Annotated in this window: 24 protein-coding genes and 1 pseudogene; 8 read left to right on the forward strand and 17 right to left on the reverse strand. The window is 62.9% G+C overall.

What is annotated here, in order from left to right; translation table 11 throughout:
* Positions 1-12: 12 nt before the first annotated feature.
* Both psrA and phnX read left to right on the forward strand, forming a co-directional pair.
* A complete protein-coding gene (psrA, locus tag V8Z78_RS23485; protein ID WP_349732257.1) occupies positions 13-1,101 on the forward strand; it encodes an iron-containing alcohol dehydrogenase PsrA in 1,089 nt (362 codons plus the stop codon).
* Between the two features lie 58 nt (positions 1,102-1,159).
* Positions 1,160-2,023: a phosphonoacetaldehyde hydrolase gene (gene phnX, locus V8Z78_RS23490; RefSeq protein ID WP_349732258.1), complete on the forward strand. Its 864-nt coding sequence runs from the start codon at positions 1,160-1,162 to the stop codon at positions 2,021-2,023.
* 97 nt (positions 2,024-2,120) lie between these two features.
* Here the strand turns inward: phnX and V8Z78_RS23495 are convergent, their stop codons facing one another.
* Positions 2,121-2,639 carry a MarR family winged helix-turn-helix transcriptional regulator gene (locus tag V8Z78_RS23495; protein ID WP_003063610.1) on the reverse strand — a complete coding sequence of 173 codons (519 nt, stop codon included), beginning with the start codon at positions 2,637-2,639 and terminating at the stop codon, positions 2,121-2,123.
* Positions 2,640-2,775: 136 nt separating this feature from the next.
* On the opposite strand from V8Z78_RS23495, the gene V8Z78_RS23500 reads away from it, so the two are divergent.
* A complete protein-coding gene (locus tag V8Z78_RS23500) occupies positions 2,776-4,695 on the forward strand; it encodes an FAD-binding monooxygenase (protein WP_349732259.1) in 1,920 nt (639 codons plus the stop codon).
* Between the two features lie 129 nt (positions 4,696-4,824).
* Complete coding sequence (locus V8Z78_RS23505) at positions 4,825-5,124, forward strand: putative quinol monooxygenase (protein WP_280032464.1); 300 nt, start codon at positions 4,825-4,827, stop codon at positions 5,122-5,124.
* A gap of 54 nt (positions 5,125-5,178) precedes the next feature.
* Here the strand turns inward: V8Z78_RS23505 and V8Z78_RS23510 are convergent, their stop codons facing one another.
* Positions 5,179-5,535 carry a cupin domain-containing protein gene (locus V8Z78_RS23510; RefSeq protein WP_279089711.1) on the reverse strand — a complete coding sequence of 119 codons (357 nt, stop codon included), beginning with the start codon at positions 5,533-5,535 and terminating at the stop codon, positions 5,179-5,181.
* Between the two features lie 229 nt (positions 5,536-5,764).
* Here V8Z78_RS23510 and V8Z78_RS23515 point away from each other — a divergent pair, with 229 nt between their 5' ends.
* Positions 5,765-6,040, forward strand: a complete 276-nt coding sequence (locus tag V8Z78_RS23515) for a VF530 family protein (RefSeq protein ID WP_003063602.1) — start codon at positions 5,765-5,767, stop codon at positions 6,038-6,040.
* A gap of 108 nt (positions 6,041-6,148) precedes the next feature.
* Here the strand turns inward: V8Z78_RS23515 and fghA are convergent, their stop codons facing one another.
* The 3 genes from fghA to V8Z78_RS23530 form a co-directional block, all read right to left on the reverse strand.
* The gene (gene fghA / locus V8Z78_RS23520) at positions 6,149-7,000 is read right to left on the reverse strand and encodes an S-formylglutathione hydrolase (protein WP_003063600.1); all 852 of its coding nucleotides are present in this window, start codon (positions 6,998-7,000) and stop codon (positions 6,149-6,151) included.
* A 252-nt stretch (positions 7,001-7,252) separates the two neighbouring features.
* A complete protein-coding gene (locus V8Z78_RS23525; protein WP_003063597.1) occupies positions 7,253-8,374 on the reverse strand; it encodes an S-(hydroxymethyl)glutathione dehydrogenase/class III alcohol dehydrogenase in 1,122 nt (373 codons plus the stop codon).
* 428 nt (positions 8,375-8,802) lie between these two features.
* Positions 8,803-9,621 (reverse strand): hypothetical protein, encoded by an 819-nt coding sequence (locus V8Z78_RS23530; RefSeq protein WP_229227459.1) that lies wholly within the window; start codon positions 9,619-9,621, stop codon positions 8,803-8,805.
* A gap of 148 nt (positions 9,622-9,769) precedes the next feature.
* Between V8Z78_RS23530 and V8Z78_RS23535 the strand changes: the two are divergent.
* Positions 9,770-10,793: pseudogene (locus tag V8Z78_RS23535) on the forward strand (GlxA family transcriptional regulator).
* A 47-nt stretch (positions 10,794-10,840) separates the two neighbouring features.
* On the opposite strand, the gene V8Z78_RS23540 reads toward V8Z78_RS23535, so the two are convergent.
* Positions 10,841-11,296 (reverse strand): helix-turn-helix domain-containing protein, encoded by a 456-nt coding sequence (locus tag V8Z78_RS23540; protein WP_179626591.1) that lies wholly within the window; start codon positions 11,294-11,296, stop codon positions 10,841-10,843.
* A gap of 153 nt (positions 11,297-11,449) precedes the next feature.
* Here V8Z78_RS23540 and V8Z78_RS23545 point away from each other — a divergent pair, with 153 nt between their 5' ends.
* Positions 11,450-11,959, forward strand: a complete 510-nt coding sequence (locus V8Z78_RS23545; RefSeq protein WP_003063591.1) for a hypothetical protein — start codon at positions 11,450-11,452, stop codon at positions 11,957-11,959.
* An 8-nt stretch (positions 11,960-11,967) separates the two neighbouring features.
* Here V8Z78_RS23545 and proA read toward each other — a convergent pair whose 3' ends face one another.
* From proA to V8Z78_RS23560, 3 genes are all read right to left on the reverse strand, one after another.
* Positions 11,968-16,752, reverse strand: a complete 4,785-nt coding sequence (gene proA, locus V8Z78_RS23550; protein WP_349732260.1) for an anti-phage protein ProA — start codon at positions 16,750-16,752, stop codon at positions 11,968-11,970.
* A gap of 107 nt (positions 16,753-16,859) precedes the next feature.
* Positions 16,860-17,381, reverse strand: coding sequence for a hypothetical protein (locus tag V8Z78_RS23555; RefSeq protein ID WP_046462701.1), 522 nt, complete (start codon positions 17,379-17,381; stop codon positions 16,860-16,862).
* 365 nt (positions 17,382-17,746) lie between these two features.
* Entirely contained in the window at positions 17,747-19,042 is a 1,296-nt protein-coding gene (locus tag V8Z78_RS23560; RefSeq protein WP_057092812.1) for a DEAD/DEAH box helicase, read from the reverse strand.
* Between the two features lie 124 nt (positions 19,043-19,166).
* Here V8Z78_RS23560 and V8Z78_RS23565 point away from each other — a divergent pair, with 124 nt between their 5' ends.
* Positions 19,167-20,162: a quinone oxidoreductase family protein gene (locus V8Z78_RS23565; RefSeq protein WP_046462703.1), complete on the forward strand. Its 996-nt coding sequence runs from the start codon at positions 19,167-19,169 to the stop codon at positions 20,160-20,162.
* 23 nt (positions 20,163-20,185) lie between these two features.
* Here V8Z78_RS23565 and V8Z78_RS23570 read toward each other — a convergent pair whose 3' ends face one another.
* The 8 genes from V8Z78_RS23570 to V8Z78_RS23605 all read right to left on the reverse strand — a co-directional run bounded on the left by V8Z78_RS23570 (position 20,186) and on the right by V8Z78_RS23605 (position 26,827).
* Positions 20,186-20,590 (reverse strand): nuclear transport factor 2 family protein, encoded by a 405-nt coding sequence (locus tag V8Z78_RS23570; protein WP_171832534.1) that lies wholly within the window; start codon positions 20,588-20,590, stop codon positions 20,186-20,188.
* A 261-nt stretch (positions 20,591-20,851) separates the two neighbouring features.
* Positions 20,852-22,162 carry a citrate synthase gene (locus V8Z78_RS23575; protein ID WP_003063579.1) on the reverse strand — a complete coding sequence of 437 codons (1,311 nt, stop codon included), beginning with the start codon at positions 22,160-22,162 and terminating at the stop codon, positions 20,852-20,854.
* 30 nt (positions 22,163-22,192) lie between these two features.
* On the reverse strand, positions 22,193-22,486 hold the full coding sequence (locus tag V8Z78_RS23580) for an FAD assembly factor SdhE (protein WP_003053208.1): 294 nt from the start codon (positions 22,484-22,486) through the stop codon (positions 22,193-22,195).
* Positions 22,486-23,190 carry a succinate dehydrogenase iron-sulfur subunit gene (locus V8Z78_RS23585; protein ID WP_046462705.1) on the reverse strand — a complete coding sequence of 235 codons (705 nt, stop codon included), beginning with the start codon at positions 23,188-23,190 and terminating at the stop codon, positions 22,486-22,488. The genes V8Z78_RS23580 and V8Z78_RS23585 overlap by 1 nt, the downstream gene beginning before the upstream one ends.
* A gap of 27 nt (positions 23,191-23,217) precedes the next feature.
* Positions 23,218-25,023, reverse strand: a complete 1,806-nt coding sequence (sdhA, locus tag V8Z78_RS23590; protein ID WP_012839256.1) for a succinate dehydrogenase flavoprotein subunit — start codon at positions 25,021-25,023, stop codon at positions 23,218-23,220.
* A gap of 33 nt (positions 25,024-25,056) precedes the next feature.
* Positions 25,057-25,422 carry a succinate dehydrogenase, hydrophobic membrane anchor protein gene (gene sdhD / locus V8Z78_RS23595; RefSeq protein ID WP_003063575.1) on the reverse strand — a complete coding sequence of 122 codons (366 nt, stop codon included), beginning with the start codon at positions 25,420-25,422 and terminating at the stop codon, positions 25,057-25,059.
* A 41-nt stretch (positions 25,423-25,463) separates the two neighbouring features.
* Complete coding sequence (gene sdhC / locus V8Z78_RS23600; protein ID WP_003063573.1) at positions 25,464-25,889, reverse strand: succinate dehydrogenase, cytochrome b556 subunit; 426 nt, start codon at positions 25,887-25,889, stop codon at positions 25,464-25,466.
* A 146-nt stretch (positions 25,890-26,035) separates the two neighbouring features.
* The gene (locus V8Z78_RS23605; RefSeq protein ID WP_003063570.1) at positions 26,036-26,827 is read right to left on the reverse strand and encodes a GntR family transcriptional regulator; all 792 of its coding nucleotides are present in this window, start codon (positions 26,825-26,827) and stop codon (positions 26,036-26,038) included.
* Between the last annotated feature and the right edge of the window lie 147 nt (positions 26,828-26,974).

The raw sequence follows: 26,974 nt of genomic DNA on the forward strand, positions 1-26,974 counted from the left end.
AAGGGCTTTCTCGTGTGGACCTATCACAACCCCGTGCACATCAGCGTGGGTCGCAACAGTCTCGATCAGCTGCCGGCCTTGCTGGCCGGGCGCAGCTGCCTGCTGGTCACTTTCCCCGAGGCCGAAAGCCTGGGCCTGGTGCAGCGCATGCGCCAGCTGCTGGGAGCGCAGCTGCGCGGCGTGATCGACAGCATTGCCCCCAATCCCGATGTGCAGTGGCTGGAACCGCTGTACGAGCAGGTGCAGCGTGACCATGCCGAGGTGCCCGTGATCGTGGCCCTGGGTGGCGGCAGCGCCATCGACTCGGCCAAGGCCTTGATTTGCCACACGCCTTCAGGCCGGTTTGCCGACCTGCTGGCGCTGCTCAAGCAGGGTGGCCAGTTGGGGCAGGAAGGGCACAAGGCCTTGATCGCCATCCCCACTACGGCCGGAACCGGCAGCGAAGTCACGCCCTGGGCCACGATCTGGGATCAGGCCGCCGGCCAGAAGTATTCGCTGCACCAGTCCTGCACCTGGCCCGAGGCCGCGGTGATCGATGCCGAGCTGATGATCAGCCTGCCGGCGGGTGCCACTCTGGCTTCGGGGCTGGATGCGCTGTCGCATGCGCTGGAATCCATCTGGAACGTGAACCGCAACCCCGTCTCCATGGCGCTGGCCGTGCAGTCTGCCCGCCGCACCCTGGCCACGCTGCCCGCGCTGATGCAGGATCTGGGCAGCGCGCAGCTGCGCAGCGAGATGGCCGAGGCAGCGCTGATGGCCGGCCTGGCGTTTTCCAACACCAAGACCGCGCTGGCGCATTCGCTGTCCTACGACATCACACTGCAGCATGGCGTACCGCACGGCCTGGCCTGTTCGTTCAGCCTGCCCCTGGTGCTGGAGATGGCGCTGGGCGCAGACGCGGCGGCCGATGCGGCCTTGCTCTCCATCTTCGACGCCAGCACGCCTGAAGCGGCGATCGAGCATCTGCGCGGCGTTCTGCAAGGGCTGGGCGTTGCCACCGATCCGGCCCACTATGGAGTGCAGCCCCAGGCCTGGAGCGCCATGCTGCAAAAAGCCGCCAGCGGCCCGCGCGGCCGTAACTTCATTCGCTCTCTGAACTGAGTCCCGGAACCTGAACCGGTTTCCGCTTTCCATCCTCTTGAAGCCATCACTGAAGACCATGAACTCCATCGCTCAAGCTGAAACTCTGGTGCTGTCTCAGCCCGCTGCCGATCTGTCGCCGCTGCAAGCCGTCATCTTTGACTGGGCCGGCACGCTGGTGGACTTTGGTTCGCTCGCACCCACGCAGATTTTTGTCGAGGCCTTTGCCAGCTTTGGCATCACCATAACCCTGGCCCAGGCACGCGGCCCCATGGGCCTGTCCAAATGGGACCATATCCACCAGCTTCTGCAGGATGAAAGCATTGCTGCGCAGTGGCAGGCCGCTTTTGGCCGGACGCCGACCGACGAGGATGTGGATGCCATCTACGCACGCTTCATGCCTTTGCAGATTGCCAAGGTGGGCGAGTTCTCGGCCCCCATTGAAGGCGCTGTGCAGATGCTGCAATGGCTGCGCGCCCAGGGCCTGAAGGTCGGCTCCTGCTCGGGTTACCCGCGCGAAGTACTCAACCAGTTGCTGCCGCAGGCCGAGGGCGCAGGCCTCAAGCCCGACTATGTGGTGGCGGGCGACGAGCTGGAAGCCGGTGGTCGCCCCGGGCCCTTCATGGCACTGGCGAATGTGCTGGCGCTGGGCATTGGCGATGTGCGTGCCTGCGTGAAGGTGGACGACACCGTACCCGGCATTGAGGAGGGGCTGCGCGCAGGCATGTGGACCGTGGGCCTGAGCCTGTCGGGCAACGAGGTCGGCTACAGCGTGCAGGAGTTTGCCTGTGCGCCCGAGCAAGAGGTCGAGGCCCGTGTCGCCGTGGCCGAAGCCAAGCTCAAAAAGGCCGGTGCCCATTACGTGGTGCGCAGCGTGGCCGATCTGCCGGCCGTGCTGGTGCAGATCGCGGCCGAGATGCGTGCGGGAAAAATGCCGTTCTAGGACTCGGTTCTGGAGCTTGCAGACCCGGTTGCGAGCCCGGCCCTGAAAAGCCAAGCCCCAGGCCTGACGGCCCGGGGCTTTTTTATGCAGTTGGGGCTCAGCCTGCGGGTGTCTGCGCCTCGGGATCGAGCTGCTCGTGGTGCTCGATGACCTTGCGCATCAGCTGTGTGAAGAGTTCGCGCTCGGTCTCGCTCAGCGGGTCCAGCATCTGCTGCTGGGCTTGCAGCACGGAGGGGCCGGCATCCGCCAGCAGGGCCTGGCCCTCGGGCGTCAGGGACAGCAGACGCACGCGTCTATCCTTGGCCGTGTGCTGGCGCAACAGCAGACCACGAGCTTCCAGGCGGTCGATCACGCCGCCGATGGTGGATTTGTCAAAGCCCACTTCCATGCTCAGCGTGCGCTGGTCTATGCCCGGCAGATGCACCAGTTTCTGTAGCACGGCAAATTGCAGCGGCGTCACGCCCCAGGCTTCGGTGGCCTGGCTGAACACAGCCACGGCCACCTGCTGCAGGCGGCGTATGCCGTGGCCGGGAAAGGTTTCCACCTCCAGGCGTGGAAAGACGGGGTGGCTGCTGGCGCTGTCTGAGGCAACGTTTGGCAGTGCAGAGTTAATCATGGTTTTCCCTAGGTGGGGTTGGCATTTCAAGTTTCGAATAATACGATGCATGCATTTGGTATGCATACATACTATTTGTGTGCGGAATGATTGGGCAGACACTGGCGTCTGCGCACTTGAAGAACTTGAGGCCTCCATGCAGTTTCATTTGAACGGTTTTCGTCCTGGCAACCCCTTGATCGCTCCAGCTTCGCCGCTGGCCCCTGCCCATACCGAGACCGTGCCCTCGCAGGTCGATGTGCTGATCGTGGGCTGCGGCCCTGCCGGCCTGACGCTGGCCGCGCAACTGGCGGCCTTCCCCGATATCCGAACCTGCATCGTGGAACAAAAGGAAGGCCCCATGGAGCTGGGCCAGGCCGATGGCATTGCCTGCCGCACCATGGAGATGTTCGAGGCCTTCGAGTTCGCCGACTCCATCCTCAAGGAGGCCTGCTGGATCAACGACGTTACTTTCTGGAAGCCCGACCCCGTCCAGCCCGGCCGGATCGCCCGCCATGGTCGCGTGCAGGACACGGAAGACGGTCTGTCCGAGTTCCCTCACGTCATCCTGAACCAGGCGCGCGTGCACGACCACTATCTGGAGCGCATGCGCAACTCGCCCAGCCGTCTGCAGCCGCACTACGCCCGCCGAGTGCTGGATGTGAAGGTCGACCACGGCGCTGCCGACTATCCGGTCACCGTGACGCTGGAGCGATGCGACGCCGCCCATGCCGGTCAGATCGAAACCGTGCAGGCCCGCTATGTGGTGGGCTGCGACGGCGCGCGCAGCAATGTGCGCCGGGCCATTGGCCGCCAGCTGGTCGGCGATTCGGCCAACCAGGCCTGGGGCGTGATGGATGTGCTGGCCGTGACGGACTTCCCCGATGTGCGCTACAAGGTGGCCATTCAGTCCGAGCAGGGCAATGTGCTCATCATCCCGCGCGAAGGCGGCCACCTGGTGCGCTTTTATGTGGAGATGGACAAGCTCGATGCCGACGAGCGTGTGGCCAGCCGCAACATCACGGTGGAGCAACTGATAGCAACCGCCCAGCGCGTGCTCCATCCCTACAAGCTTGACGTCAAGAATGTGCCCTGGTGGTCGGTGTATGAGATCGGCCAGCGCATCTGCGCCAAATATGACGATGTGGCCGATGCCGTGGCCACGCCGGACTCGCCCCTGCCGCGCGTCTTCATCGCCGGCGATGCCTGCCACACCCACAGCCCCAAGGCCGGGCAGGGCATGAATTTCTCCATGCAGGACAGCTTCAACCTGGGCTGGAAGCTGGCCGCCGTGCTGCGCAAGCAATGTGCGCCCGAGCTGCTGCACACCTATTCGTCCGAGCGCCAGGTCGTGGCCCAGCAATTGATCGACTTCGACCGCGAATGGGCCAAGATGTTCAGCGACCCAGCCAAGGAAGGCGGCCAGGGCGGTGTGGACCCCAAGGAATTCCAGAAGTACTTCGAACAGCATGGCCGCTTCACGGCTGGCGTGGGCACGCACTATGCGCCATCCGTGCTGACGGGGCAGGCCACGCATCAGGCACTGGCCAGCGGCTTCACGGTGGGCATGCGCTTCCATTCCGCACCGGTGGTGCGCGTCTGTGATGCCAAGCCCGTGCAACTGGGTCACTGCGGCAAGGCCGATGGCCGCTGGCGCCTGTATGCGTTTGCAGGCCAGAGCGACCTGACGCAGCCCGAGTCCGGCCTGCTGGCGCTGTGCCGCTTCCTGGAGAGCGATACCGCATCGCCGCTGCGCCGCTTTACGCCGGCCGGCCAGGATATCGACAGCATCTTTGATCTGCGTGCCATCTTCCCTCAGGCATATACCGAAGTGGCGCTGGAGACGCTGCCTGCCTTGCTGCTGCCCCCCAAGGGCCAGCTGGGAATGATCGACTATGAAAAGGTGTTCAGCCCCGATCTGAAGAATGCCGGCCAGGACATCTTCGAGCTGCGCGGCATCGACCGCCAGCAGGGCGCTTTGGTGGTGGTGCGTCCCGATCAGTATGTGGCCCAGGTCCTGCCCCTGGGCGACCACGCTGCATTGAGCGCCTATTTCGAGTCCTTCATGCGGGCCTGAGGACTGCTGATCAGCATCAACGCCTGGAAGGTGTTTCAGGGAGGGCATGGCCCTCCCTTTTTTGCGTCCGGGGCGGTGCGAGCGGGCGCTGCTTGCTACGATGTTTGCTTGTGCTCAAGAGGAGAAGACATGCTGTTGATCGTGGGTACCGTGCGTTTGCCATCCGAAAACCTGGCCCTTGCCCGACCTGCCATGCGTGCCATGGTGGAGGCCTCGCGTGCCGAGCCGGGCTGTCTCGAATACGGCTATGCCGAGGATGTGCTGGTGCCGGGGCTGATCCATGTGAAGGAGCTGTGGGCGGATCAGGCGGCGCTGGATGCACATTTCGCCTCCGCGCATATCCAGGCCTGGCGTGCCGCCTGGCCGGAGCTGGGGATCGGGCAGCGGGATCTGCGGCTCTACGAGGTGCAGGCCCCGCGCGCCACCTGAGCTGTATGCCGCCCGGCTGTGGCCGCCGCTTAAAGGCACCTGGATTGACGGCACCTAGCCTGGAGCCTGCTGCAGCTTGATGATGTCGACCGAAATTTCCACCGCCGTCACGGCGCAGCGGTTTTCAAGCCAGTGCGTGGTGTTTCTGTCTTCGGGCCAGCCCACGCCCGGGCCGTAGTCGGTGGCCACGCCGTTTCTATGGTCGGTGATGCAACCTTCAAGGATGTAGACCATGCCGGGTCGGTCTTTGTGGTCGTGAACCGGGCCGAAGACGCCGCCTGGCGCCATGGTCACCAGGCGCATGCGAAGCTGGCGTCCCGACATGCCTTCGATCTCGGGGCCCAGGTCGAGCGTGGCCAGCATTTGCACGGCCACCCCCCTGGTCTGGGGGACTTGCTGTTGCTTGGACATTCTTTGCTCCTTCGCGCCTCGTCATGGCCGTTGAAGCGAACCTGTCTTCGCTCAGGCCGGTTGCCAAAAGTGTGATCTCTTGCTGGCGCACAGCAAAGCCAAACCCATGTCATTGGCGTGGCGCATTTTCCATGTCCATTGCTGGGCGGGGAGAGGCGCTGCGGCCTGCACGGCCTGGCACTTGTCCCCGGAGCAGACGCCTGGAGGGCGATTCCCCGACAATGCGCAAATGACTTCCCAAGAACAACCGCGCAACCCGCTGCATGGGCTGACGCTTGAGCGCATCGTTACCGATCTGGTGGATTACTACGGCTGGCGCGAGCTGGGGCGCCGGGTGCCCGTGCGCTGCTTCAATCTGGATCCCAGCATCTCTTCGAGCCTGAAATTTCTGCGCAAGACGCCCTGGGCGCGCGAACAGGTGGAGCAGCTGTATGTACAGACCCAGCGTGCCGATGAGCGCGAGCAGCAGCGGCGCGCGAGAAGATCGGAGCGCTCCGAGGACTGATCCGGCGCCGGACCGCATCAAGAAGAAACCGCAGTCAGGCGGCTTTTGCCCGTGTGGGGTGACAGCTATGGCTGGGCAGTCTCGGCTGCGCGAACCCGTTCCAAAGAATCAGGCGCCCAGTTGCTGCGCATGGTGGCGCAGATGGTCGTCGACAAAGCTCTGGATGAAATAGTAGCCATGGTCGTAGCCCGCATGCCGGCGCAGCGTGAGCGGCTGACCGGCCTTGGCGCAGGCGGCTTCGAAGGCTTCGGGCAGCAATTGCTTTTCGATCAGGAACTTGTCGGCCAGGCCCTGGTCGATGAGGATGCCTGCGGGATAGGGGGCAGAGGCTTGCGCGCCCATCAGCTCGCTGGCGTCATGCCTGGCCCATTCGGCCTTGTCTTCGCCCAGATAGCCGCTGAAAGCCTTGTGGCCCCAGGGGCAGTTGAGCGGGTTGGCAATCGGTGCAAAGGCTGAGACCGACTTGAACCGGCCGGGGTGGCGCAATGCCAGGGTCAGCGCGCCGTGGCCGCCCATGCTGTGGCCGAAGATGCCCAGACGCTGCAGGTCCACGGGCAGCTTGCTGCCGACCAGGGGCAGCAGGTCATTGAGGATGTAGCTCTCCATGCGCCAGTGCAGCGCCCAGGGCTTGGTGGTTGCGTCCAGGTAGAAACCGGCGCCCACGCCAAAGTCCCAGCTGTCGGCCTCGCCCGCCAGACCCGCGCCGCGCGGGCTGGTATCGGGGCAGATCAGGGCGATATTGAGTTCGGAGGCCAGGCGCTGGGCGCCGGCCTTGATCATGAAGGTTTCCTCGGTACAGGTCAGACCCGCCAGATAGAGCAGGGCCGGCACCTTCTCGCCCATCACGGCCTTGGGCGGCAGATAGACCGAGAACTTCATGGCGAGGCCGATCTCGGAACTATGGTGTTCGTAATAGCGCTGAGCGCCGCCAAAGCAGGCGTGGGCGTTCTTGAGTTCCATGGCAGTCACTCCTAAAAGAAAAGCTGCTTGCGCTCGTCAATCAAGCGTTTGCAGCTGTTTTATATATAAATATGAATCAAAGCATGCGCAAGCAGCTATGAAATTAAAAGCGCTGGGTGGTTCTTCAAAACTGGCGCGGGCCATCGATGAGACACCGAGGAAGCGCCGCCGCGCACCGAGGGTGTCGTCCCCCTTCCGCGAAGCGAGAAAGGGGGAAGGCGCGGGGCCGCCCAGGCGAAGCGCCTCAGGGGGTTACGAAGCGTCAGCGTAGTTCACCACCGAGCGGATCGACTTGCCTTCGTGCATCAGGTCGAAGGCTTCGTTGATCTTGGCCAGGCCCATGGTGTGGGTGACGAAGGGTTCGAGCTGAATCTTGCCAGCCATGGCGTCTTCCACCATGCCGGGCAGCTCGCTGCGGCCCTTGACGCCGCCAAAGGCCGTGCCCAGCCACTTGCGGCCGGTCACCAGCTGGAAGGGGCGGGTCTTGATCTCCTGACCGGCACCGGCCACGCCGATGATGACCGACTGGCCCCAGCCGCGGTGGGCGCATTCCAGCGCCGCGCGCATCACGTCCACATTGCCTATGCATTCAAAGCTGTGGTCCACGCCCCAGCCCGTCATCTCGACGATCACTTGCTGGATGGGCTTGTCGAAGTCCTTGGGGTTCACGCAGTCGGTGGCGCCAAAGGTCCTGGCCAGCTCGAACTTGCCGGGGTTGGTGTCGACGGCGATGATGCGGCCGGCCTTGGCCAGCTTGGCGCCCTGGATCACGGCCAGGCCGATGCCGCCCAGGCCGAACACGGCCACGGTGTCGCCTTCCTGCACCTTGGCAGTGTTCTTGACTGCGCCCAGACCGGTGGTCACGCCGCAGCCCAGCAGGCAGACCTGCTCGGGGTTGGCATCGGGGTTGACCTTGGCCAGCGAGACGGCAGCAACCACGGTGTATTCGCTGAAGGTCGAGCAGCCCATGTAGTGATAGATGGGCTCGCCCTTGTAGCTGAAGCGCGTCGTGCCGTCGGGCATCACGCCCTTGCCCTGGGTGGCGCGCACGGCCACGCACAGATTGGTCTTGCCGCTCTTGCAGAACAGGCATTCGCCGCATTCGGCGGTGTACAGCGGAATCACATGATCGCCGGGCTTGACGCTGGTTACGCCTTCGCCCACTTCCACCACGATGCCTGCGCCTTCGTGACCCAGCACGGCGGGGAAGATGCCTTCGGGGTCGTCACCGCTCAGGGTGAAGGCGTCGGTGTGACAGACGCCGGTATGGGTGATCTTGACCAGCACCTCGCCAGCCTTGGGCGGCGCGACGTCGATCTCGACGATTTGCAGGGGTTCTCCAGCTTTGAAGGCTACGGCGGCGCGGGATTTCATGGGCAGGTCTTTCTTGGAAGGCTGAGGATGCGGTGGCTGCCCGGGGCAGGGCCGAGGCCTGACTGGGCGCACCGGTTGTGAAGTGTGAATGTAGGCGATCCCGTCGCCCTATGGAAATTCGTGGCCGCAGATGGCGGCTCTTTGGCCGAATGTCACATGGTTCGCGGGATCGTCTTCTGTCGGCTGGCGATGCCATGAATCCTGATCAGCCGCTTTGCACTCCGGCTGAGGCGCCATCATAGGGACGGCATGGCCGGCGTCCATCCTGCCGCTGGCGGGCCCTTGAACATCATCAGCAACTTGACCGCGTTCTTGCTGGCGGTTCGGGCAGCATGCGTTGCAGCATTGATCGGGGAGGACCTGGTCGTCACACCCGAGTCGGATCATCGCGGGCAGCACGGAGTATTGGCGCGCCTAGCGTCTCCAGCTCAATCCTCATTCGGTATCAGCGTCCCCCATACCGGCAGGTGTGCGTCCGGTGGTGCCGGGCCGTCATAGGCCGGCTGCACCTCAATGGCGGGCTTGCCCTCCTGGCAATCGATGAAGCCCCATTGACTGGGACGGTAGCGCGCCTCGGGGCCGTCGGGGGCGCCGACCAGAAACTCGGCCTGAATGTCATAGTCGATCAAGGGCACATGCAGGCTGGCGATATCGCCCTTGCGGCATTCCAGATAGGAGCGCTTCGGGTCGACCACCCAGGCGCCATAACCCGGGTTGACGTCGGGATCGAAGTGGAACACCGGACCGAGGCGCTGGTCGCGGGCAAGCTCCAACACGCCGTTGCCGATGGCGCTGACCCAGGCACCTGCAATTTGCACCGGTTGCGTAAAGCGCGCCGCACTCAGTCCTCGCAGGCCAAGCGGTCGCTGGCGCTCGCCGTTGTCAAAGGCGTCGTAGCGGTTGATCAAGGTGCCTTTGGGGAATAGCTGCTCCCCATAGCGGAAGTCCTCGGGCAGCACGAAGCGCTGTCGGCTTTCGCGATAGTGGGCCCGCAGCGTCACGGCCTCTTCAATCTGCACTAGCTTGCGCGCCAGCACCAGGCCCCAGAGATCGCCGGCCAGGGCCAATATGGCCACCACCACGACGGGCCAGTGCCAGAACGGCGGGCGCTCGGAGGCGGGCGTGTGTCTATGGCGCAGCCACCAGAACAGCCCGCGCAGCAGCAGCCACAGGCTCAGGCCGGCTGCCACCAGGGGGGCGAGCAGCAGCAACAGCATGGGCAGGGTAAAAAGAGGTCCGGGAATCATGGGCGGAAAAAGGGGCAGAAGCCCCGGACTTTAGCAGTGGATGCGACTGCCTGCACTAGCTGCCGAGAGGGCTTGCGTATAGTCGAGGCTCGTGCGCTGCAAGTGCCTGCAGCGCTGGTTGTATATGCTCGAACTGCTCTGTTTTTGTATGGAACACCATCACGCTGGCGCCCACCGCGTCGATCTGGTTGTCTACCCCGGCTTCAAGGCGCTGGAGGCCATAGGCCCCATGTCCGTGTTTGACTATGCCAATGTGCATCTGCGGCACAAAGGCCTGCCTGACGGATATGTGGTGCGGGTGGTGGCGTCACAGGCCGGTCTGGTGCCCTCGGACACCTTGATGGGCTTGCAGGCCAGCCATACCCTGGCGCAGGTCGAGGCCGAGGGCACGGGGTGCACGGTGCTGCTGGTGGGTGCGCGCCATATCGAGCAAGTGCTGGCGGCTTCGCCCGAGCTGGTGGACTGGGTGGCGCGAGTGGCTCCCGGGGTCGGGCGCATGATCGCGCTGTGCAGCGGCAGTTTTTTTTCTGGCAGCAGCCGGTTTGCTCAATGATCGCCGCGCGGCCACGCACTGGAGTGTGGCCGGGGCGCTTGCCCAGCGTTATCCGCGGGTGCAGGTGGATGCCGATGCGATCTATGTGTGCGACGAAATCAAGGACAGCGACGGCATGCGTCAGCTCTGGACTTCGGCCGGTGTCACTGCCGGCATTGATCTGGCACTGGCGGTGGTGGAGCATGATTTCGGCCATGCGCTGGCACTGCAGGTGGCGCGCGATCTGGTCATGTATCTCAAACGCCCTGGCGGCCAGTCGCAGTTCAGCGTATCCCTGGCCGCACAGGCCACGCAGCACAGCGCAGTGCAGGCCGCTCAGCAGTGGGTGCTGGAGCACCTGGACCAGCCCATGCCGCTGGCGCTGCTGGCGGGCAAGGCGGCGATGAGCGAGCGCAATTTTCGCCGCGTCTTTCAGCAGGAGACCGGCTGCAGTCCCAGCAGCTTTGTGGAAAACGCTCGCCTGGAGCGGGCCAAGCAGCTGTTGGAGAATCTGGGCTCTGTGCCCCTCAAGACCGTGGCCGCCAAGGTCGGGTTGGGCTCGGAGCAAGCGCTGCGACATCTGTTCGTGCGCAAGCTGGGTATCACGCCTGTGGCTTACCGGGAGCGGTTCGGAGACTGATGGGCTTGCGGCGTTCTGTCGGAAGCAGCCGGCTTTCGGCCAGCCGATCAGAACAGAGGGCTCTTGAAGAAATCCAGAGCGGCCTTGGCGGCAGCAAAATTGCGCTCGATCTGCGCCTGTTGCTCATCGTGGTTCGCGGTCTCGACGGCAGGTTCGGCAGCGGACTTGGTCCTCTTTGGCGCCGCAGTTCTTTTCCTGTCTAGGCAGGGGGCATCCGAGCGGGATGCGGGTGCCAGTGCTGGAGCCTTGGGTGCGAGCAACCGGGTCAGGTCCAGCTCGGGATTGAGCTGCCACAGGCAGGACACATAGGTCGCCATGGCCACGGCCGGGTCGCCGCGCTCTATGCGTGCCATGGTGGGCTGGGAAATACCCAGCCGCTCTGCCCACTGCGTCTGTGTTTCGCACCGACTCTTGCGCAGGGCCACGATGTGCTGGGCCAGCTGCGTTATCTGCAAAAGAATGGCGGGCGGAAACTCTGCGGGACTGGTGTTCTGGCGAGGCATATGCCAATAGTAGGCAGATTTGGGGAGTGCTCAGGGCAAACAGGGCACTCTTTGCATTGAGTCAGCAGTTTTCTTGACTGTCCTACGAAGCGGCCAGATCAAGTCTGCAAGCATGGGCGGCGATGGATCGTCAACACGGTCCTGGAGTTGCTCATGAAGTTTGTTCACTGGCTCTACACCCTGACCCATTCGCTGATTGCCCTGCTGTTCGGCCTGGCGGCGTTGTGCCTGATCTGGATGGCGGTCACCAAGGCCTGGGCCGTAATTGCTGCCGGTCTGGAGCCGGAGGCCACGCTGCATGTGGTGGAGGCGCTGGGCATTCTGGCCTCAGGCGTGGTGGCTCTGCAGATTTCCCAGACCGTGATTGAAGAAGAGGTGGTGCGCGACGCCCATATCAGCGGCCCGACAAGAGTGCGTCGCTTTCTCTCACGCTTTATGGTGGTGCTGGTGGTCGCCCTGGCCGTCGAGGGATTGGTCGCCACCTTCAAGGCCCAGGAGCAGCCCGAGAAGCTGCTGTATTCCGCCGCCTTGGTCATTGCCGTCGGCATGCTCATGGTCGGCTGGGGGGTGTTTGTGCACCTGAATCGTTCGGCGGAGGAACTGGAGCCCGAGGCCATGGAGGAGGCCAAGAGCGAGGACCGCAAGGTCAGCAACGACCACTGACTCAGGACTCAGGTCGGCAGTCGATACAGCGTCCCGTTGAATGCCACGGCGCCGCTGCCATGCAGCGCATCGAGCTGCGTCAGCACCAGCTCGCGTACCGGCGCGGTGACAGCGCTCAGGCCCAGCAGCCGGGCCACAGCAACGGGCAGTTCCTCGCGCTGGCCGCCCAGGCTGCTCCTGAGGGCCAGAGCAATCGCTGCACGGATCTCGGCTGGCGGCAGGCAATCGATGCGGCGCAGATTGGCCGAGCCTACCTCTGCGCGATTGCGTACCCGCACCGCTCGTCCCGGCAGGTCGAGAAACTCTCCCTCTGCGGCCAGTGCCTCATCGGCCAGCAGCGATTGGCGTGCCTGCTCCAGCGCATCGCGCACGCGGCTGCCGGCGCGTTGCAGGCCCCAAAGCGTACGCATGCGGGTGACCAGTTCGTCGAAATGAATCGGTCCTTCCAGCTCCACTGCCTGGTGCATCAGCTGGGCCAGCTTTGCGGTGGATTGGCTGTGCAGTTCTCCGGCGGGAACGGCAAAGCGGGCTTCCTGGTAGAGGCTGTCGTCAGGGCCGGCGGCCGATTCCGTCTCGGCGCTTCCTGCATCGGACCGTGCTGCGCGTTCTATGACTTCTGTGGCTGTCTGTGACTGATGGGGGGCCATTACCGGCTGAACTGGTTCGGCCTGTTTGCGCTGCCTGGCAGCTTCGACGGCGGCCAGGACGCGCTCGGTCTGGGCACGCGGCTGGCGGAACCAGTCGCAGCCCCAGATGCGCAGCAGCGTCCAGCCCTGGCTCTCCAGCACGGACTGGCGCAGGCGGTCGCGGTCGCGCGCAGAGCGGCTGTGGTGATAGCTCATGCCGTCGCACTCGATGCCCAGCAGATAGCGGCCCGGCTGTTCTGGATCGACCACGGCCAGATCGATGAAGAAGCCCGCAATGCCGATCTGAGTCTGCACCTGCAGACCCTGGGCCGTCAGCGCTTCGTACACATCTTCTTCGAGCGGCGACTCCAGATCGCGTCCGCTGATGCCGGCCAGGGTCAACTGACCGGTGGCCGCGTATTGCAGGAATACCTTGAGCGCAGCCACGCCTTTGCCCTTGCCGCGTTCCAGATCGATATCGTCGGCGGTGATGGACGAAAACACCTCGCAGCGTTGCTTGGCGCGCGAGATCAGCACGTTCAGGCGGCGCTCGCCGCCATCGGCGCTCACCGGGCCGAAGCGCATGGGCAGATAGCCTTGCGCGTTGCGCGCATAGGCCACCGAGATGAAGATCACATCGCGCTCGTCGCCCTGCACGTTTTCCAGGTTCTTGATGAAGAAGGGTTCGTTGGGATGGGCGACAAAAAAGGACTCTGCCTCGGGCTGCTGGCGACGCAGCAGTTCCAGCTCGTCCTGGATGGCGACTTTTTGCTGCAGCGAGAAAGCGGCCACGCCCAGGCTGAGCTGCGGCGACTGCTGTGCGTGCTTCATGATGGCGCGTGCAATGGTCTGGGCCTCGATGCGGTTGATGCGGCTGGCGCCGCTGTCAAAGCGGCCTTCGGGCAGATGGTGAAAGCGCAACCCCATGCCCGAGCGGGCCGTGTAGGGGCTGGGCACGACGTAAAGGCTGCTGTTGTAGAACTGCTGGTTGGACACCGCAATCAGCGACTGGTGGCGGCTGCGGTAATGCCAGCGCAGCATGAGCTGGGGCATGCCCTTGGCCAGGCACAGGCTCAGAATGCTCTCCACATCGGCGGCTCCGGCGATGAGCTGGTCTTCGTCCTCGTCGTCGAACTCGTCCTGCTCGCTGGTCATGCGCGAGAAAAAACGCGTGGGCGGCAGCTGGCGGTCGTCGCCCACCACCACCAGCTGCTTGCAGCGGGCGATGGCGCCCAGCGCATCCACGGGCTCGATCTGGCTGGCTTCGTCAATCACCAGCAGATCGAACTCGACCGCAGCAGGTTCCAGAAACTGGGCCACGGACAGCGGGCTCATCATGAACACGGGCTTGATGGCCTGGACGGCTTCGCCTGCGAGCTTGAACAGCTTGCGCAGCGGCATATGGCCGCGCTTGCGCGCAATCTCGCCATTGAGCACGCCAAGCGGGCCCATGCCGGATGCGCTGCGTGGCACCTGCTCGTAATGCGAGAGTGCCGACTGGGCGCGCGCGAGTTCGATGCGCTCCAGATCCAGCGCCCGGAACTGGCGCACTTTCTGGCTGTGCTGATCGCCGTTGAAGGCGACCAGCTCGGGGTGAGCCTGGGTGGCCTGACGCAGCAGCGCTTCGTAATAAGCGCGCTCGAAGATGGCGGGCAGGGCTCCTTGTGCAATGGATTCATTCTCGAGCTGCTGCACCAGGACGGCCATGCCGGCCGCACGCGCCTGCTCACGGGTGGCGTGGTACGAGGTCCAGTCGAGCAAGGCGTTGGGCTCGGCGACCCATTGTGCAAGGCGCTCGCCAAAGTCGGCCAGCGGGATGCGGGCCAGATTGGTGGCGCCAAAGGCTTCCTGCGTCTCGAGCCGGTAGCCGTCCAGCAAGCTTTGCGCAGCATCCTCGAATGCCTGCAGCGAGGCACTGGCCCGGGCGGCCAGGTCCGCGCAATGTGCGGGCGATGGCAGCTGGGCATAGAGCTGGCGAAAGGCGGCACTGCGGCCCTGTCCGTCGGGGCCGGCCATCCAGCCCAGCACGGCCTGCAGTTGCGCCCAGTCGCTTTGCTCGTCCAGCCACAGGCTGCCAAAGGCATCTGCCCCCAGGGTCTGCTGCTGGCCCAGGTTCTGGCGCAGTTGCTGGGCTTCGATCAGGCTGTCGAGCAGGTTCAGACGCTCTGCCCGTGAGCTCGGCAATGTCGTTTTCAGCTGGCCCTTGAGGTTGGCAATCGCCGCGCGGTAGCCGCTGTTGAAAATGCGAAACAGCGAGTCGCCATATGCTGCGATGCTCTGGCGTGGGGCACTCCAGTCCGCCGTCCAGGCGGATTCGGCAAAGCTGCTGCCCAGGTTCTGTGCCTTCAGGCTGAACCGTGTGCCGCATTCCACCAGCTTGTGCAACTGGCCCAGGCCCTGATCCCAGATGCTGTTGGCGACGGCCTGCCGGTCTATGGACGGGGCACTGGCGAGCTGCTGCGCCAGAGTGATCTGCTCATGCAGAGTCTGCAGAGTCTGTGCCGCCGGTGCGCTCAGGGATTGCGCCAGCAGCTCAGCATCCTGCTGCAACCGGGCCAGCATTGCTTGCAGCGTCGGCAATTGCTGGGCGAAGCGTTGCGCATCCAGCTTGAGCAGCGCCGGATGGCATACGCCGCGCCACGGGTGCCTGGCCACCGGGCTCACCTTGGACACCGCCTGGCGCAGTGCTTCGACAATCTGCTGGCGTGAATGAAAGTCCTCGGGTGACCAGTTCTGTGTGCCTTGCAGCAGATCGGGCAGATGCGCGATCTGCACTGCATCCAGACGCGCCAGCTGGCCCAGGATCTGATAGGGCGTGAGTGTGCAGGGCGCCAGCGCCTGATGCATGGTCCGGCTGTGTGCGTTGAGCTGCTGCTGCACGTTGCTCAGCTCATGGATGATTTGCTCGCGGTGCTCCACACGCGGTTTGCCCAGATCGCGCGTGGCCTTGAGTTCCTCCAGCACCTTGCGCTTGTTGGCATGGTGGCTGTGCAGTTCCAGACAGGCAGGCCCAAGGCCCACGGATTTGAGGCGGCGGTTTACCACCTCCAGTGCGGCCATCTTCTCTGAGATGAACAGCACTTTCTTGCCGTCGGCAATCGCCGCTGCAATCACGTTGGTGATGGTCTGGGACTTGCCCGTGCCCGGCGGGCCTTGAATGACCAGGTTCTCGCCGCGGCGCACGGCTTCGATGGCCAGTGACTGCGAGCTGTCCGCATCGACCACATGGCGCTGGCTGTCCACGGGGATCAGTTGGTCCACATCGGCGTCTTCGGGGAACAGATGTTCGCGTGCCTCGAAGCCGTCCTGCAGCGCGGCGGCAATCAGCGCCTGCTGGTCGAGCCGCTTTTCCGGCGGCCAGGTCGCAGTGTCCAGATCGCGGTACATCAGGAACTTGGCAAAGCTGAAGAAGCCCAGCGTCATGGCGTCGGGAAGCACTTGCCAGCCGGGCTGGGCCGCAGCCATGGCGGCGACCGCGGCCAGATAGGCGCGGGGGTCGAAGTCGTCGCCGGCATTGAATTCGGGCAGCTCGAGGCCAAAGTCGGCCTTGAGCTTGGCCGCCAGCGACAGGTTCTCCGCCGCATCTTCCTGCAACCAGGACAGGGTGAAGCGCTCGGCCGCGCTTTTGCGCTCCAGTGCCACGGGCAGCAGAATCAGCGGTGCAAAACGCGGCTTGTCGGGGGCATTGCGGTCGAACCATTGCAGCTGACCCAGCGCCAGAAACAAGATGTTGACGCCCTGTTCCTCGATAAAGGTGCGGGCATCGGAATACATGTCCAGCAGCCGGCGCTGCAGCTTCTCGCTGGACAGGCGCGTCTGCAATTTCAAGTCACGATGGCGCTGGGCCACACCGCGCGCATCGAGCTGCTCGTCGACGCTTTCTTCGGGCTGGGGCAGGGCGAGGGTGGCCTGTGTCTCCTGGGCCTCTGCAGGGTCTGCGGCCGCTTGCTCCTCCTCGGCCTTTGCCGGCGCAAAGCTCATGGCTTTGCTTTCGCCCGCCAGCAGGCGATAGACCTCGTCCGTGCGTTCATCTGCAAAATGCAGCACGCGTGCCGTGGCGGCCTGAGGCAGGCTCAGCAGCCGGTTGCGTGTGGAGAGGTCCAGCAGCGCCTGGCGGTTTTTTTCGAGCTGGCGGGTGATGAGGGCGGAATTCGAGTCTGCGTGCATGGGGCATCAAAAAGCACAGTGAGCTGGCACTTTAGCGCGCTCCCTGGTGCTGATGATGCTGATTGGCAATGTGCGCACTGCGGTTCCGTACCCGTTTTACAAATTGATCACAGTTTCCAGCCGAACTCGAGCGCAATGAAAGCCGAGCATTGGCCGCAGGTCTTGGGTGCAGCGCGGACCGTAACGCTGTAGCGCTCACCCTGCCAGCGCACCAGGGCTCCGGCGGCCGCCATGACGGGGCTTGTGTAGTTGGTGCGCAAGCCGGCATAAACGCCAGAGTGCAGATTGCCAAAAGTCAGCGGCGTGTACTCGCCTATGGCGTAGGTACTCCAGCGGTCGATGCTGTTGCGATAGAAGCCGGCCTGCACGGAGAAATTGCTGGAAAACTCTCGTCTGATGCCCAGGCCCAGGTTTTCCTCGTTCCATGTTTTGCCATGTTTCCGTTCGCTGAAATGGTGGCTGACCGTGTGCAGATTGATATGCCATGCGCCCGCTGCCTGGCTGACCTGGGCAGACTGATTGACCTCGACGGGCTGAGTGGTCTCGGCAGACTGATCGGCTTCGTCGGCCTGGACTGCGGAGCAGGCAATGACGATGGTCAACCCTGCCAGTGCTTTCAACGATTTCATTGCCGTTCCCCCCGCATCGCTTCACAGGCGCATGCAGACAGGTCAGTGACATCCTTGGCTCGCGTTCGCAGTGCTGCCAAGGGACCTGGCTTACCAATTTTTATTTAAAAAATTCATGTAAACCATGTTTCCTAATGTCTATGACTATCGATGTGGTTGATGTAAGAATAGTTCTTATCTATCGGTGATTGAACTTCAATTGGACTTATGAGGATTTGGAGATTTCTCTGTCGAAAAAGCGGCAGGAAGAGGGAGCGGCTGCGTCCGGCCAGGTTGAAGGCGGTCTCTGTCAGACGCAAAAAAGGCCGCAGGGGCGGCCTTTTTGATGAGCTGAGGCGAGGGAGTTCTCGGCCTTGCGCGGCAGCTTAATCGGCTGGCTGCTGCTTTGCGGCTGCAGCAGCAGCGCGCAGCTTGTCCTTCTTGCTGGGTCTGCGGCCCTTGATGCCGCCGTTGCCGTCCTGCGCGACCGGCGGTGGCGGGACGGCTTCGGTAGGCTCGAAGCCCTGGATTTGCTCCAGATCGATTTCCAGCTGATTGCGCTTGCAGATCAGTTTCCAGTGTGCGGTGTCGGCGGGGCTTACAAAAGTGATGGCGCAACCAGCATGCCCTGCACGGCCCGTGCGGCCAATTCTATGAATATAGTCGGCGGGCGAGCGGGGCAGGTCGTAGTTGATGACCGTGGGCAACTGCGCGATATCGATGCCGCGCGCGGCCAGGTCGGTGGTGATGAGCAGTTGCCAGCGCTTGGCCTTGAACTGGTCGAGCACGTCCTTGCGCGCACCCTGGCTCATATCGCCGTGGAAGGTGGTGGCGTAGATGCCCGCCTTGTAGAGCTTGTCGGCCAGCATTTCGGCAGTGTGGCGCTTGGCGACAAAGACCAGGGCTCGCTCCCATTCGGGCTGGTTCTCGCCTTGTTTGACGAGCTGGCGCAGCAACTGGGTGCGGCGGGGGCCGTCCACGGCAATGGCGCGCTGGCTGATGTTCTCGGGGCTGGCCGAATGCTCGGCGGCCTGGTCGGCATCGACCTGCACCCGAACGGGGTCGTGCAGCAGACGGGCCGCCAGCGCTTCCACGTTCTGTGGGAAGGTGGCCGAGAGCAGCAGGGTCTGGCGTTTCGCGGGCAGCAAGGCCAGCACGCGGTTGAGTTCTTCGGCAAAGCCCTGGTCCAGCAGGCGATCCGCCTCGTCCAGAACCAGGTGCTGCACCGCGTTCAGGCGCACGGCGTTGTTCTCCACCAGATCCAGCAGGCGGCCCGGCGTGGCGACCAGAAAGTCGGCGCTGCCACGCAGCTGCATCATCTGCGGGTTGATGGAGACACCGCCATAGACCACGCGGCTGCGTGGTTGCTCACGCAACTGGCGCGTGATGTCGCTCAGGTTTTCATGAACCTGCAGGGCCAGCTCGCGCGTGGGCACCAGAATCAGGGTGGCCAGAGGCCGCACAAAGCCGGTGTGGCTGCGCTTTTGCGCCAGCCAGGCCTGCAGCAGGGGCAGCAGATAGGCCATGGTCTTGCCCGAGCCCGTGGGCGCGCAGGCCCAGAGATCGCGTCCGGCCAGCACGGCGGGGATGGCCTCGGTCTGAATCGGCGTCGCGTCGCGCAGACCCAGATCGAGTGTGGCATCCAGAAGCTCGGCGCGCAGGCCTAGGGGGGCAAAAGACATAGAAGAATCAATAGCGGTGTGCAGGAGGCGCATTGTGCGGGAATTGCCGCGTCGCAGCGAGGCGCAGGGACAAGCACGGTGCAGGCTACATTCGCAGGATTACAACCCGCAAGGAGCACTAGCCATGAGTCAGATCACGCATCAAGCCATTGTCATGACGGAATACGGAGGCCCTGAGGTTCTGCAGATCGCCTCGGTCGCTTCGCTGCCGCTGACGGCTGGACAGGTGCGCGTGCGACACACGCGCATTGGTGTGAACTTTCACGATATCTATGTGCGCTCCGGGCTGTACAAGACGCTGGCGCTGCCGGGCACGCCCGGCATCGAAGCCGTGGGAGTAGTGGCCGAAGTGGGGGAGGGCGTGACTCGCTTCAGACCCGGCGACCGGGTCTGCTATGTCTCTGGCGCCTATGCCATCTACGCCGCCGAGCGCGTGATTGCGGGCGACGAGCTGATTGCCGTGCCCGATGACCTCAGCGACGCGCTGGTCGCATCCAGCCTGCTGCGCGGGCTGACGGCCGATGTGCTGCTGCACCGGGTGGCCCGGGTAGGCCAGGGATCGCGGATCCTGGTCCAGGCCGCCGGTGGCGGCATGGGGCAGATCCTGAGCCAGTGGGCAACGCAACTGGGGGCCATGGTGATCGGCACGGCGGGCAGCGATGCCACGGCAAAAAAGGCCGACCAGGCCGGTTGTGTGGAGGTGATCCGCTATCGTGGCGTGGGCGCCCAGGATGTGGCTGTGCGTGTGCAGCAGTTGACCGGCGGCGAAGGCGTGGATGTGGCTTATGACGGCGTGGGCAAGGACAGTTTCGATGCCTCGCTGGCCAGTCTGGGCATCGGCGGCCAGCTGGTGATGTACGGGCAGTCTTCCGGTCCGGTGCCGCCGCTGGAGATTGCGCGTCTAGCCGCGAAGTCGAACAGCGTGTGCCGGCCCATGGTGTTTCACTTCGTCAAAAAGCCCAGAGAGCGCGATGCCATGGCCGCGCGCCTGTTCGAGGCGCTGCGCAAAAAGCATTTCCGTATGGGCGAGCCGCAGGAGTTTGCGCTGGCCGATGCCGCGCAGGCCCACCGGCAACTGGAAGCGCATGGCGCCCAGCAGCCGATTTTGCTCGTGCCATGACGGGAGTGGTCTGCGGTGCGGTCTTATTGCGCGCCAGCCTGGGGGCGCGGCAGATAGACCTCGCGCCATAGGCTGACTTTTTCGTGTTCGTCAAAACGCATGAGCAGCATGGCGACAAAGTGCTGGGCGCTGCCATCGGCCTTGGTGATGCAGACATCCATGGAAAAGACCACGGAGTCCTCGTCGGCCGTGGTGTGCCGGATGTCGTAGCGAATGCCTTCCATGTCCTGCTTCATGCCTTCGAGAAATTCGCGATAGCTCTCGAGGTCCGCTGCATAGTGGCGGCCGTTGGGCTCGACCACGAATTGCTCGGCAAAGCATTCGGCGACCTGCTCGCGGCTCAGCGTGGTGTGACGGTTCAGGTGGCGCTGGTTCCAGTCGAGCACGGCATGGGCCAGCTCCAGATTGCGTTGTCGTTTTGCGTGCATGAAGACCAGTATAGAAGAGCCGATTCCGGGCTCGCTCCGCATTTCTGATGTGGATCGATTTATAAATTTCTATAGCGGCTAGCGCTTTGTATCAATGGATACTGAGATGATTCACACTTGAAATCGACCTGTGTCTTGCGTAACCAGCTATGGTTTTACCAAAGCTGAGATCGGGGGGGGACGTAAAAAAGCCCGCGGACTTTGCAGTCTGCGGGCTTTTTGCCACCCTGAGACCCGGAAATCCGGGCCTGGGTGTGCCGATCAACGCTGAGCGATAGGCTTGACGTCGCGCGACACGGAGCCGGTGAACAGCTGGCGGGGACGGCCGATCTTGTACTCGGGGTCGGCCATTTGTTCGTTGAGCTGAGCGATCCAGCCCACGGTGCGGGCCAGAGCGAAGATGCCGGTGAACAGGTTGACGGGGATGCCGATGGCGCGCTGCACGATGCCGGAGTAGAAGTCCACGTTGGGGTAGAGCTTGCGCTGGACGAAGTAGTCGTCTTCCAGGGCAATCTTTTCCAGCTTCTTGGCCAGGGCGAACAGGGGATCGTTTTCCAGACCCAGTTCGGCCAGGATTTCGTTGCAGGTTTCCTGCATCAGCTTGGCGCGGGGGTCGTAGTTCTTGTAGACGCGGTGGCCAAAGCCCATCAGCTTCACGCCGCTGGTCTTGTCCTTGACCTGCTCCATGAACTCGCCGACCTTTTCGATGCCGCCATTGGCCTGGATGCCTTCCAGCATGTTCAGGCAGGCTTCGTTGGCGCCGCCGTGGGCAGGGCCCCACAGACAGGCCACGCCAGCGGAGATGGCCGCGAAGGGGTTGGTGCCCGAAGAGCCGCACAGACGCACGGTGGAGGTCGAGGCATTTTGCTCGTGGTCGGCGTGCAGGATGAAGATGCGGTCCAGAGCGCGCTCAACCACGGGGTTGACCTTGTACTCTTCGCAAGGGTTGCCGAACATCATGCGCATGAAGTTGCCGGCATACGACAGGTCGTTCTTGGGGTACATGTAGGGTTGGCCCATACCGTACTTGTATGCCATGGCGACCAGCGTAGGCATCTTGGCGATCAGGCGGATCGCAGCGATGTTGCGGTGCTCTGGGTTGGTGATGTCGGTGCTGTCGTGGTAGAAGGCCGACATGCCGCCCACCAGACCGGTCAGCACGGCCATGGGGTGAGCGTCACGACGGAAGCCGCGCAGGAAGAACTGCATCTGCTCGTTGACCATGGTGTGCTTGGTCACCAGCTCTTCGAAGTTGGCCTTTTCCTTCTCGTTGGGCAGTTCCCCGTACAGCAGCAGGTAGCAGGTTTCCAGGAAGTTGCAGTTCTTGGCCAGTTGTTCGATGGGGTAGCCGCGGTACAGCAGCTCGCCCTTGTCGCCATCGATGTAGGTGATGGCGGATTGGCAGGCGGCGGTAGAGAGGAAGCCCGGGTCATACGTGAACATGCCAGTCTGGGCATAGAGCTTGCGGATGTCGATCACATCCGGGCCGATATTGCCCTGGTACACCGGCATTTCCACACTGGGAGCGCCATTGCTGAAAGACAGCGTTGCTTTGTTGTCAGCGAGTTTCATTTCCAAACTTCCTTCTCTAGTTTGCCTAGCCTACTGGGGACAGTTACCGGGCTGGCGCTTGCGCACCATCTCCAGCACTTCCCTGACTTCTTGGGTATCGAGTTGTCCTTCAGGTTCCTTGCGACGCAAGAAAAGATCCATCAGGTCGTTGTCTGCCAGATCCATCAAGGCAGACAGGCCAGTCGCGTGTCTCCGCGTGAGCTGGCTTCCGTAGGTGGCGAAGAACTGCTCGATGAACAGATCGTTCTCAACCAGACCACGGCGGCTGCGCCACCTCAGCAGGTCGCGCTCACGTTCGTCGAGCAGAGTATTCGTCATCAGCATCAGATGGTTCGACGAACCATCAGCTCCTTGATCTTGCCAATGGCTGCTGTGGGGTTCAGGTGCTTGGGGCACACGTCCACGCAGTTCATGATGGTGTGGCAGCGGAAGAGGCGGTAAGGATCTTCCAGATTGTCAAGGCGCTCGCCCGTGGCTGTGTCGCGGCTGTCCGCGATGAAGCGGTAAGCCTGCAGCAGACCGGCCGGGCCCACGAATTTGTCGGGGTTCCACCAGAACGAGGGGCAGCTGGTGGAGCAGCTGGCGCACAGAATGCACTCGTACAGGCCGTTGAGCTCTTCGCGCTCTTCGGGCGACTGCAGGCGCTCCTTGCTGGGCGATGCGTAGACATCGCTTTGCAGGTAGGGCTTGATCGAGTGGTACTGCTTGAAGAACTGGGTCATGTCCACGATCAGATCGCGGATGACGGGCAGGCCGGGCAGGGGCTTGAGAACGATGTCGCCCTTGAGGGTGTTCATGTTCGTCAGGCAGGCCAGACCGTTCTTGCCGTTGATGTTCATGGCGTCGGAGCCGCACACGCCTTCACGGCAGGAGCGACGGAAGGCAATGGAGGGGTCCATGGCCTTGAGCTTGACCAGGGCGTCCAGCAGCATGCGCTCGTGACCGTCCAGCTCCACTTGCACGGTTTGCATGTAGGGCTTGGCGTCTTTATCCGGATCGTAGCGGTAGATTTTGAATGTGCGCTTCATTTTGATCTTCTCTCGTGGGCTGCTGAATTAGAACGTGCGGACCTTGGGAGGAACGCTGGCAACGGTCAGGGGCTTGAGGTTCACAGGCTTGTAGGTCAGGCTGTTGGTCGCGCTGTCCCACAGTGTGTGCTTGAGCCATTCCTTGTCGTTGCGGCCCAGGGGGAATTCGGCGTGGTCGGCAGGGTGCTCGTAGTCGTACACGGTGTGTGCGCCACGGCATTCCTTGCGGGCTGCGGCCGAGGTCATGGTGGCTTGTGCCACTTCGATCAGGTTGTCCACTTCCAGGGCTTCCATGCGAGCGGTGTTCCACACCATGGACTTGTCCTTCAGGGTCACGGAGCCGACCTTCTCGCGGATCGCGTTGATCTTTTCCACGCCTTCGTCCATGCTCTTTTGCGTGCGGAACACGCCAGCATGAGTCTGCATGGATTGACGGATCTCGCCGGCGACGTCCTGGGCGTAAGTGCCGTCCTTGGAGTCTTGCAGCTGGTTGAGGCGGGCCAGGGTGCGGTCAGCGCCGTCGGCAGGCACTTCGTGGTGAGCGCCGAAGCCGTTGACGAATTCCACGATGTGCTTGCCGGCAGACTTGCCGAAGACCAGCAGGTCCAGCAGCGAGTTGGTGCCCAGGCGGTTGGCACCGTGCACGGACACGCACGAGCATTCGCCCACGGCGTAGAGGCCGTTGACCACATTGTTCTGCTGACCGTCCCAGACCACGACCTGACCGTTGATGTTGGTCGGGATGCCGCCCATCTGGTAGTGGATGGTGGGAACCACGGGAATGGGTTCCTTGGTGATGTCCACGTTGGCGAAGTTGTGGCCGATTTCTTCCACGGAAGGCAGACGCTTGCGGATGGTTTCTGCACCCAGGTGGTCCAGCTTCATCAGGATGTAGTCCTTGTTGGGACCGCAGCCGCGACCTTCCTTGATTTCCTGGTCCATCGAACGCGACACGAAGTCACGCGGTGCCAGATCCTTCAGCGTGGGAGCGTAGCGCTCCATGAAGCGCTCGCCTTCGCTATTCAAGAGAATAGCGCCTTCGCCGCGGCAGCCTTCGGTCAGCAGCACGCCGGCACCGGCCACGCCGGTGGGGTGGAACTGCCAGAACTCCATGTCCTGCAGAGGAATGCCGGCGCGAGCAGCCATGCCCAGGCCGTCACCGGTGTTGATGAAGGCATTGGTCGAAGCCTGGAAGATGCGACCGGCACCGCCGGTGGCCAGCAGCACGGCCTTGGCGTGCAGCTCGTACAAATCGCCGGTTTCCAGTTCCAGTGCGGTCACGCCGACCACATCGCCCTGGGTGTTGCGGATCAGGTCCAGCGCCATCCACTCCACGAAGAAGTTGGTCTTGGACTTGACGTTCTGCTGGTACAGCGTGTGCAGCATGGCGTGACCGGTGCGGTCAGCGGCAGCGCAGGCGCGTTGCACGGGCTTTTCGCCGTAGTTGGCGGTGTGGCCGCCGAAGGGGCGCTGGTAGATGGTGCCGTCGGCATTGCGGTCGAAAGGCATGCCGAAGTGCTCGAGCTCGATCACGACGTTCGGCGCTTCACGGCACATGAACTCGATGGCGTCCTGGTCGCCCAGCCAGTCGGAGCCCTTGATGGTGTCGTAGAAGTGATAGTGCCAGTTGTCTTCGCTCATATTGCCCAGCGAAGCGGACACGCCGCCTTGGGCAGCCACAGTGTGCGAGCGAGTGGGGAAAACCTTGGACAGCGAGGCGACGGACAGACCGGCGCGCGACAGTTCCAGCGCAGCGCGCAGGCCGGAGCCGCCGGCACCGACGATCACGACGTCAAACTTGCGCTTGGTGATATTTGCTTTGGAGTAGCTCATTCTTAACCTTCAATCGTGGAGACTGTGTCTCAATCAGAGACGCCACAGAACCTGGATGCCCCAGCCGATGCAGCCGACCAGCCAGACAATGGTGACCACTTGCAGTGCAAGGCGCAGGCCCACGGGCTTGACGTAGTCCATCCAGATGTCACGCACGCCGATCCAGGCATGCCAGCCCAGAGCCACGAAGAGGGCCAGGGTCAGAAACTTCATCCACTGGGGAGCAAAAATGCCGGCCCACTGCTCGTAGCCCACGGGGCCGCCGACCGTCAGAAAGCGCACCAGCAGCACAACGGTGTACAGCGCCATCAGGACGGCGGTAGAGCGTTGAGCCAGAAAGTCGCGGGTGCCATAGTGCGCACCGACAACGGTGCGCTTGGAGCCGTAATTCACGGACATGGTTGTTTCCTTATCGTGAGGTGTTATTGACTGGGCGCTGATCAGTACAGGCCGAACAGCTTGGCGCCAAGCACCACGGTCAGGGCAACGCTGATGCACAGAACGACGGCGGCGGTGGACTTGCCGGTCTGCTTGTTCACGGCGTGGTGGTTCACGTCCATCACCAGATGGCGGACACCTGCGCAGAAGTGGTGCAGATAGGCCCAGATCAGTGCCAGGCAGACGAGCTTGGCAAACCAGCCAAAGGGACCTGCGAATACCGACGTGAAGGAATCAAACGAAATTTCCGACGAGATCGAGTTGTCGAACATCCAGATGATGAACGGCAGCAGGATCGCCATCAGCAGGCCGCTGACGCGGTGCAGAATGGACACAATGCCTGCCAGGGGCAGGCGATAGGTCGGTAGGTCCGAGAAGAAGTTGATATTGCGGAACTCTGGCCGCTGTTTTGCTTTTTGCTCTGTCATGGCAGGGTACTTTCGTGGATGTAACTGCGTTGTAATCGCTAGTGCGAAGCGACACAAAATTCTATTGCAATGCAGCAGAATCCGTTAGCCGAATTTGCATAGCAGATGGTTGGGCTCTGTTGCAATCAACGCTTTTACGGGGGGATTCAGTTCAAAGCATTGCGGTAATGATGGGTGTCGGTGCGGTACAGGCCGCGCCGTAACTCCATGGGAACATCGTTGTATGTGTAAGCAGTTCGCTCCACGCTGAGCAGCGGCGTAGTGCTGGGAATGTTCAGCAGCTGGGCTTGCTCGGCATCCGGCAGAACGGCGCGAATTTTCTCGTCGGCCCGCACCATGCGCACGCCATAGTCGAGTTCGAACATGGCGTAAGTCGGGCCCTGGTAGTTGGACATCTGTTCGGTCGTCAGCCCCTTGAAGGCGTTGCCAGGCAGCCAGATGTCCTCCAAAATAGTCGGGATTGCGGCAAAGGACAGGGTGCGGCGTACATGCATCACGGCGTCGCCGGTGCGCAGGGCCAGGGCGCGGGCCACTTCGGCAGGCGCGCGCAGGCGGCGGCACTCGAGGATGTGGCGCTCTGCGCGGCCTTCGCCCTGCAGGTCGCCGGCATCGGGGCGCAGATTCAGAAAGCGGTACTGCACCTGCTGGGCAGCGTGAGTGGCCACAAACGTGCCTTTGCCCTGGCGGCGCATGACCAGGTTTTCGGCAGCCAGTTCATCGATTGCCTTGCGCACCGTGCCCTGGCTGACCTTGAAGCGGGCTGCCAGCTCCATTTCACTGGGGATCAGTTCTCCGGGGCGCCATTCGCCAGCTTCCAGACTTTGCAGGATCAGGCCCTTGATCTGCTGGTACAGAGGGCTGAAGGCTGGGGTGGAGACGCCGGCACCACCGCTATGGCTGGCGTTGTTGTCCGGGGCTGTGTTGTGGGGGCTGGGCATAGTTGGTTTTGAAGGTATCGCCTCCGCGATGCGATGCACAAAAAACAGTCGATTTGACTCTGGTCGCTAAGTGAAGATCATATCTTATATAAGACATAAGACAAATTGACCGGGCTTTGATTTCGGCAGTACACTTGCCGCATGTTT

It is taken from the genome of Comamonas sp. wu1-DMT (assembly GCF_040187805.1).
In the GTDB taxonomy this organism is placed as follows: domain Bacteria; phylum Pseudomonadota; class Gammaproteobacteria; order Burkholderiales; family Burkholderiaceae_C; genus Comamonas; species Comamonas thiooxydans.

Coding starts and splice junctions, on each gene's coding strand:
- fghA (WP_003063600.1), bottom strand. CDS start 7,000: ATGGAACTCAAGAACGCCCACGCCTGCTTTGGCGGCGCTCAGCGCTAT.
- phnX (WP_349732258.1), top strand. CDS start 1,160: ATGAACTCCATCGCTCAAGCTGAAACTCTGGTGCTGTCTCAGCCCGCT.
- V8Z78_RS23530 (WP_229227459.1), bottom strand. CDS start 9,621: ATGATTCCCGGACCTCTTTTTACCCTGCCCATGCTGTTGCTGCTGCTC.
- V8Z78_RS23510 (WP_279089711.1), bottom strand. CDS start 5,535: ATGTCCAAGCAACAGCAAGTCCCCCAGACCAGGGGGGTGGCCGTGCAA.
- V8Z78_RS23525 (WP_003063597.1), bottom strand. CDS start 8,374: ATGAAATCCCGCGCCGCCGTAGCCTTCAAAGCTGGAGAACCCCTGCAA.
- V8Z78_RS23560 (WP_057092812.1), bottom strand. CDS start 19,042: ATGTCTTTTGCCCCCCTAGGCCTGCGCGCCGAGCTTCTGGATGCCACA.
- V8Z78_RS23540 (WP_179626591.1), bottom strand. CDS start 11,296: ATGCCTCGCCAGAACACCAGTCCCGCAGAGTTTCCGCCCGCCATTCTT.
- V8Z78_RS23605 (WP_003063570.1), bottom strand. CDS start 26,827: ATGCCCAGCCCCCACAACACAGCCCCGGACAACAACGCCAGCCATAGC.
- V8Z78_RS23555 (WP_046462701.1), bottom strand. CDS start 17,381: ATGAAATCGTTGAAAGCACTGGCAGGGTTGACCATCGTCATTGCCTGC.
- proA (WP_349732260.1), bottom strand. CDS start 16,752: ATGCACGCAGACTCGAATTCCGCCCTCATCACCCGCCAGCTCGAAAAA.
- V8Z78_RS23545 (WP_003063591.1), top strand. CDS start 11,450: ATGAAGTTTGTTCACTGGCTCTACACCCTGACCCATTCGCTGATTGCC.
- sdhD (WP_003063575.1), bottom strand. CDS start 25,422: ATGTCCGTGAATTACGGCTCCAAGCGCACCGTTGTCGGTGCGCACTAT.
- sdhC (WP_003063573.1), bottom strand. CDS start 25,889: ATGACAGAGCAAAAAGCAAAACAGCGGCCAGAGTTCCGCAATATCAAC.
- V8Z78_RS23515 (WP_003063602.1), top strand. CDS start 5,765: ATGACTTCCCAAGAACAACCGCGCAACCCGCTGCATGGGCTGACGCTT.
- V8Z78_RS23575 (WP_003063579.1), bottom strand. CDS start 22,162: ATGAAACTCGCTGACAACAAAGCAACGCTGTCTTTCAGCAATGGCGCT.
- V8Z78_RS23565 (WP_046462703.1), top strand. CDS start 19,167: ATGAGTCAGATCACGCATCAAGCCATTGTCATGACGGAATACGGAGGC.
- V8Z78_RS23505 (WP_280032464.1), top strand. CDS start 4,825: ATGCTGTTGATCGTGGGTACCGTGCGTTTGCCATCCGAAAACCTGGCC.
- V8Z78_RS23585 (WP_046462705.1), bottom strand. CDS start 23,190: ATGAAGCGCACATTCAAAATCTACCGCTACGATCCGGATAAAGACGCC.
- V8Z78_RS23500 (WP_349732259.1), top strand. CDS start 2,776: ATGCAGTTTCATTTGAACGGTTTTCGTCCTGGCAACCCCTTGATCGCT.
- V8Z78_RS23570 (WP_171832534.1), bottom strand. CDS start 20,590: ATGCACGCAAAACGACAACGCAATCTGGAGCTGGCCCATGCCGTGCTC.
- V8Z78_RS23495 (WP_003063610.1), bottom strand. CDS start 2,639: ATGATTAACTCTGCACTGCCAAACGTTGCCTCAGACAGCGCCAGCAGC.
- V8Z78_RS23580 (WP_003053208.1), bottom strand. CDS start 22,486: ATGCTGATGACGAATACTCTGCTCGACGAACGTGAGCGCGACCTGCTG.
- sdhA (WP_012839256.1), bottom strand. CDS start 25,023: ATGAGCTACTCCAAAGCAAATATCACCAAGCGCAAGTTTGACGTCGTG.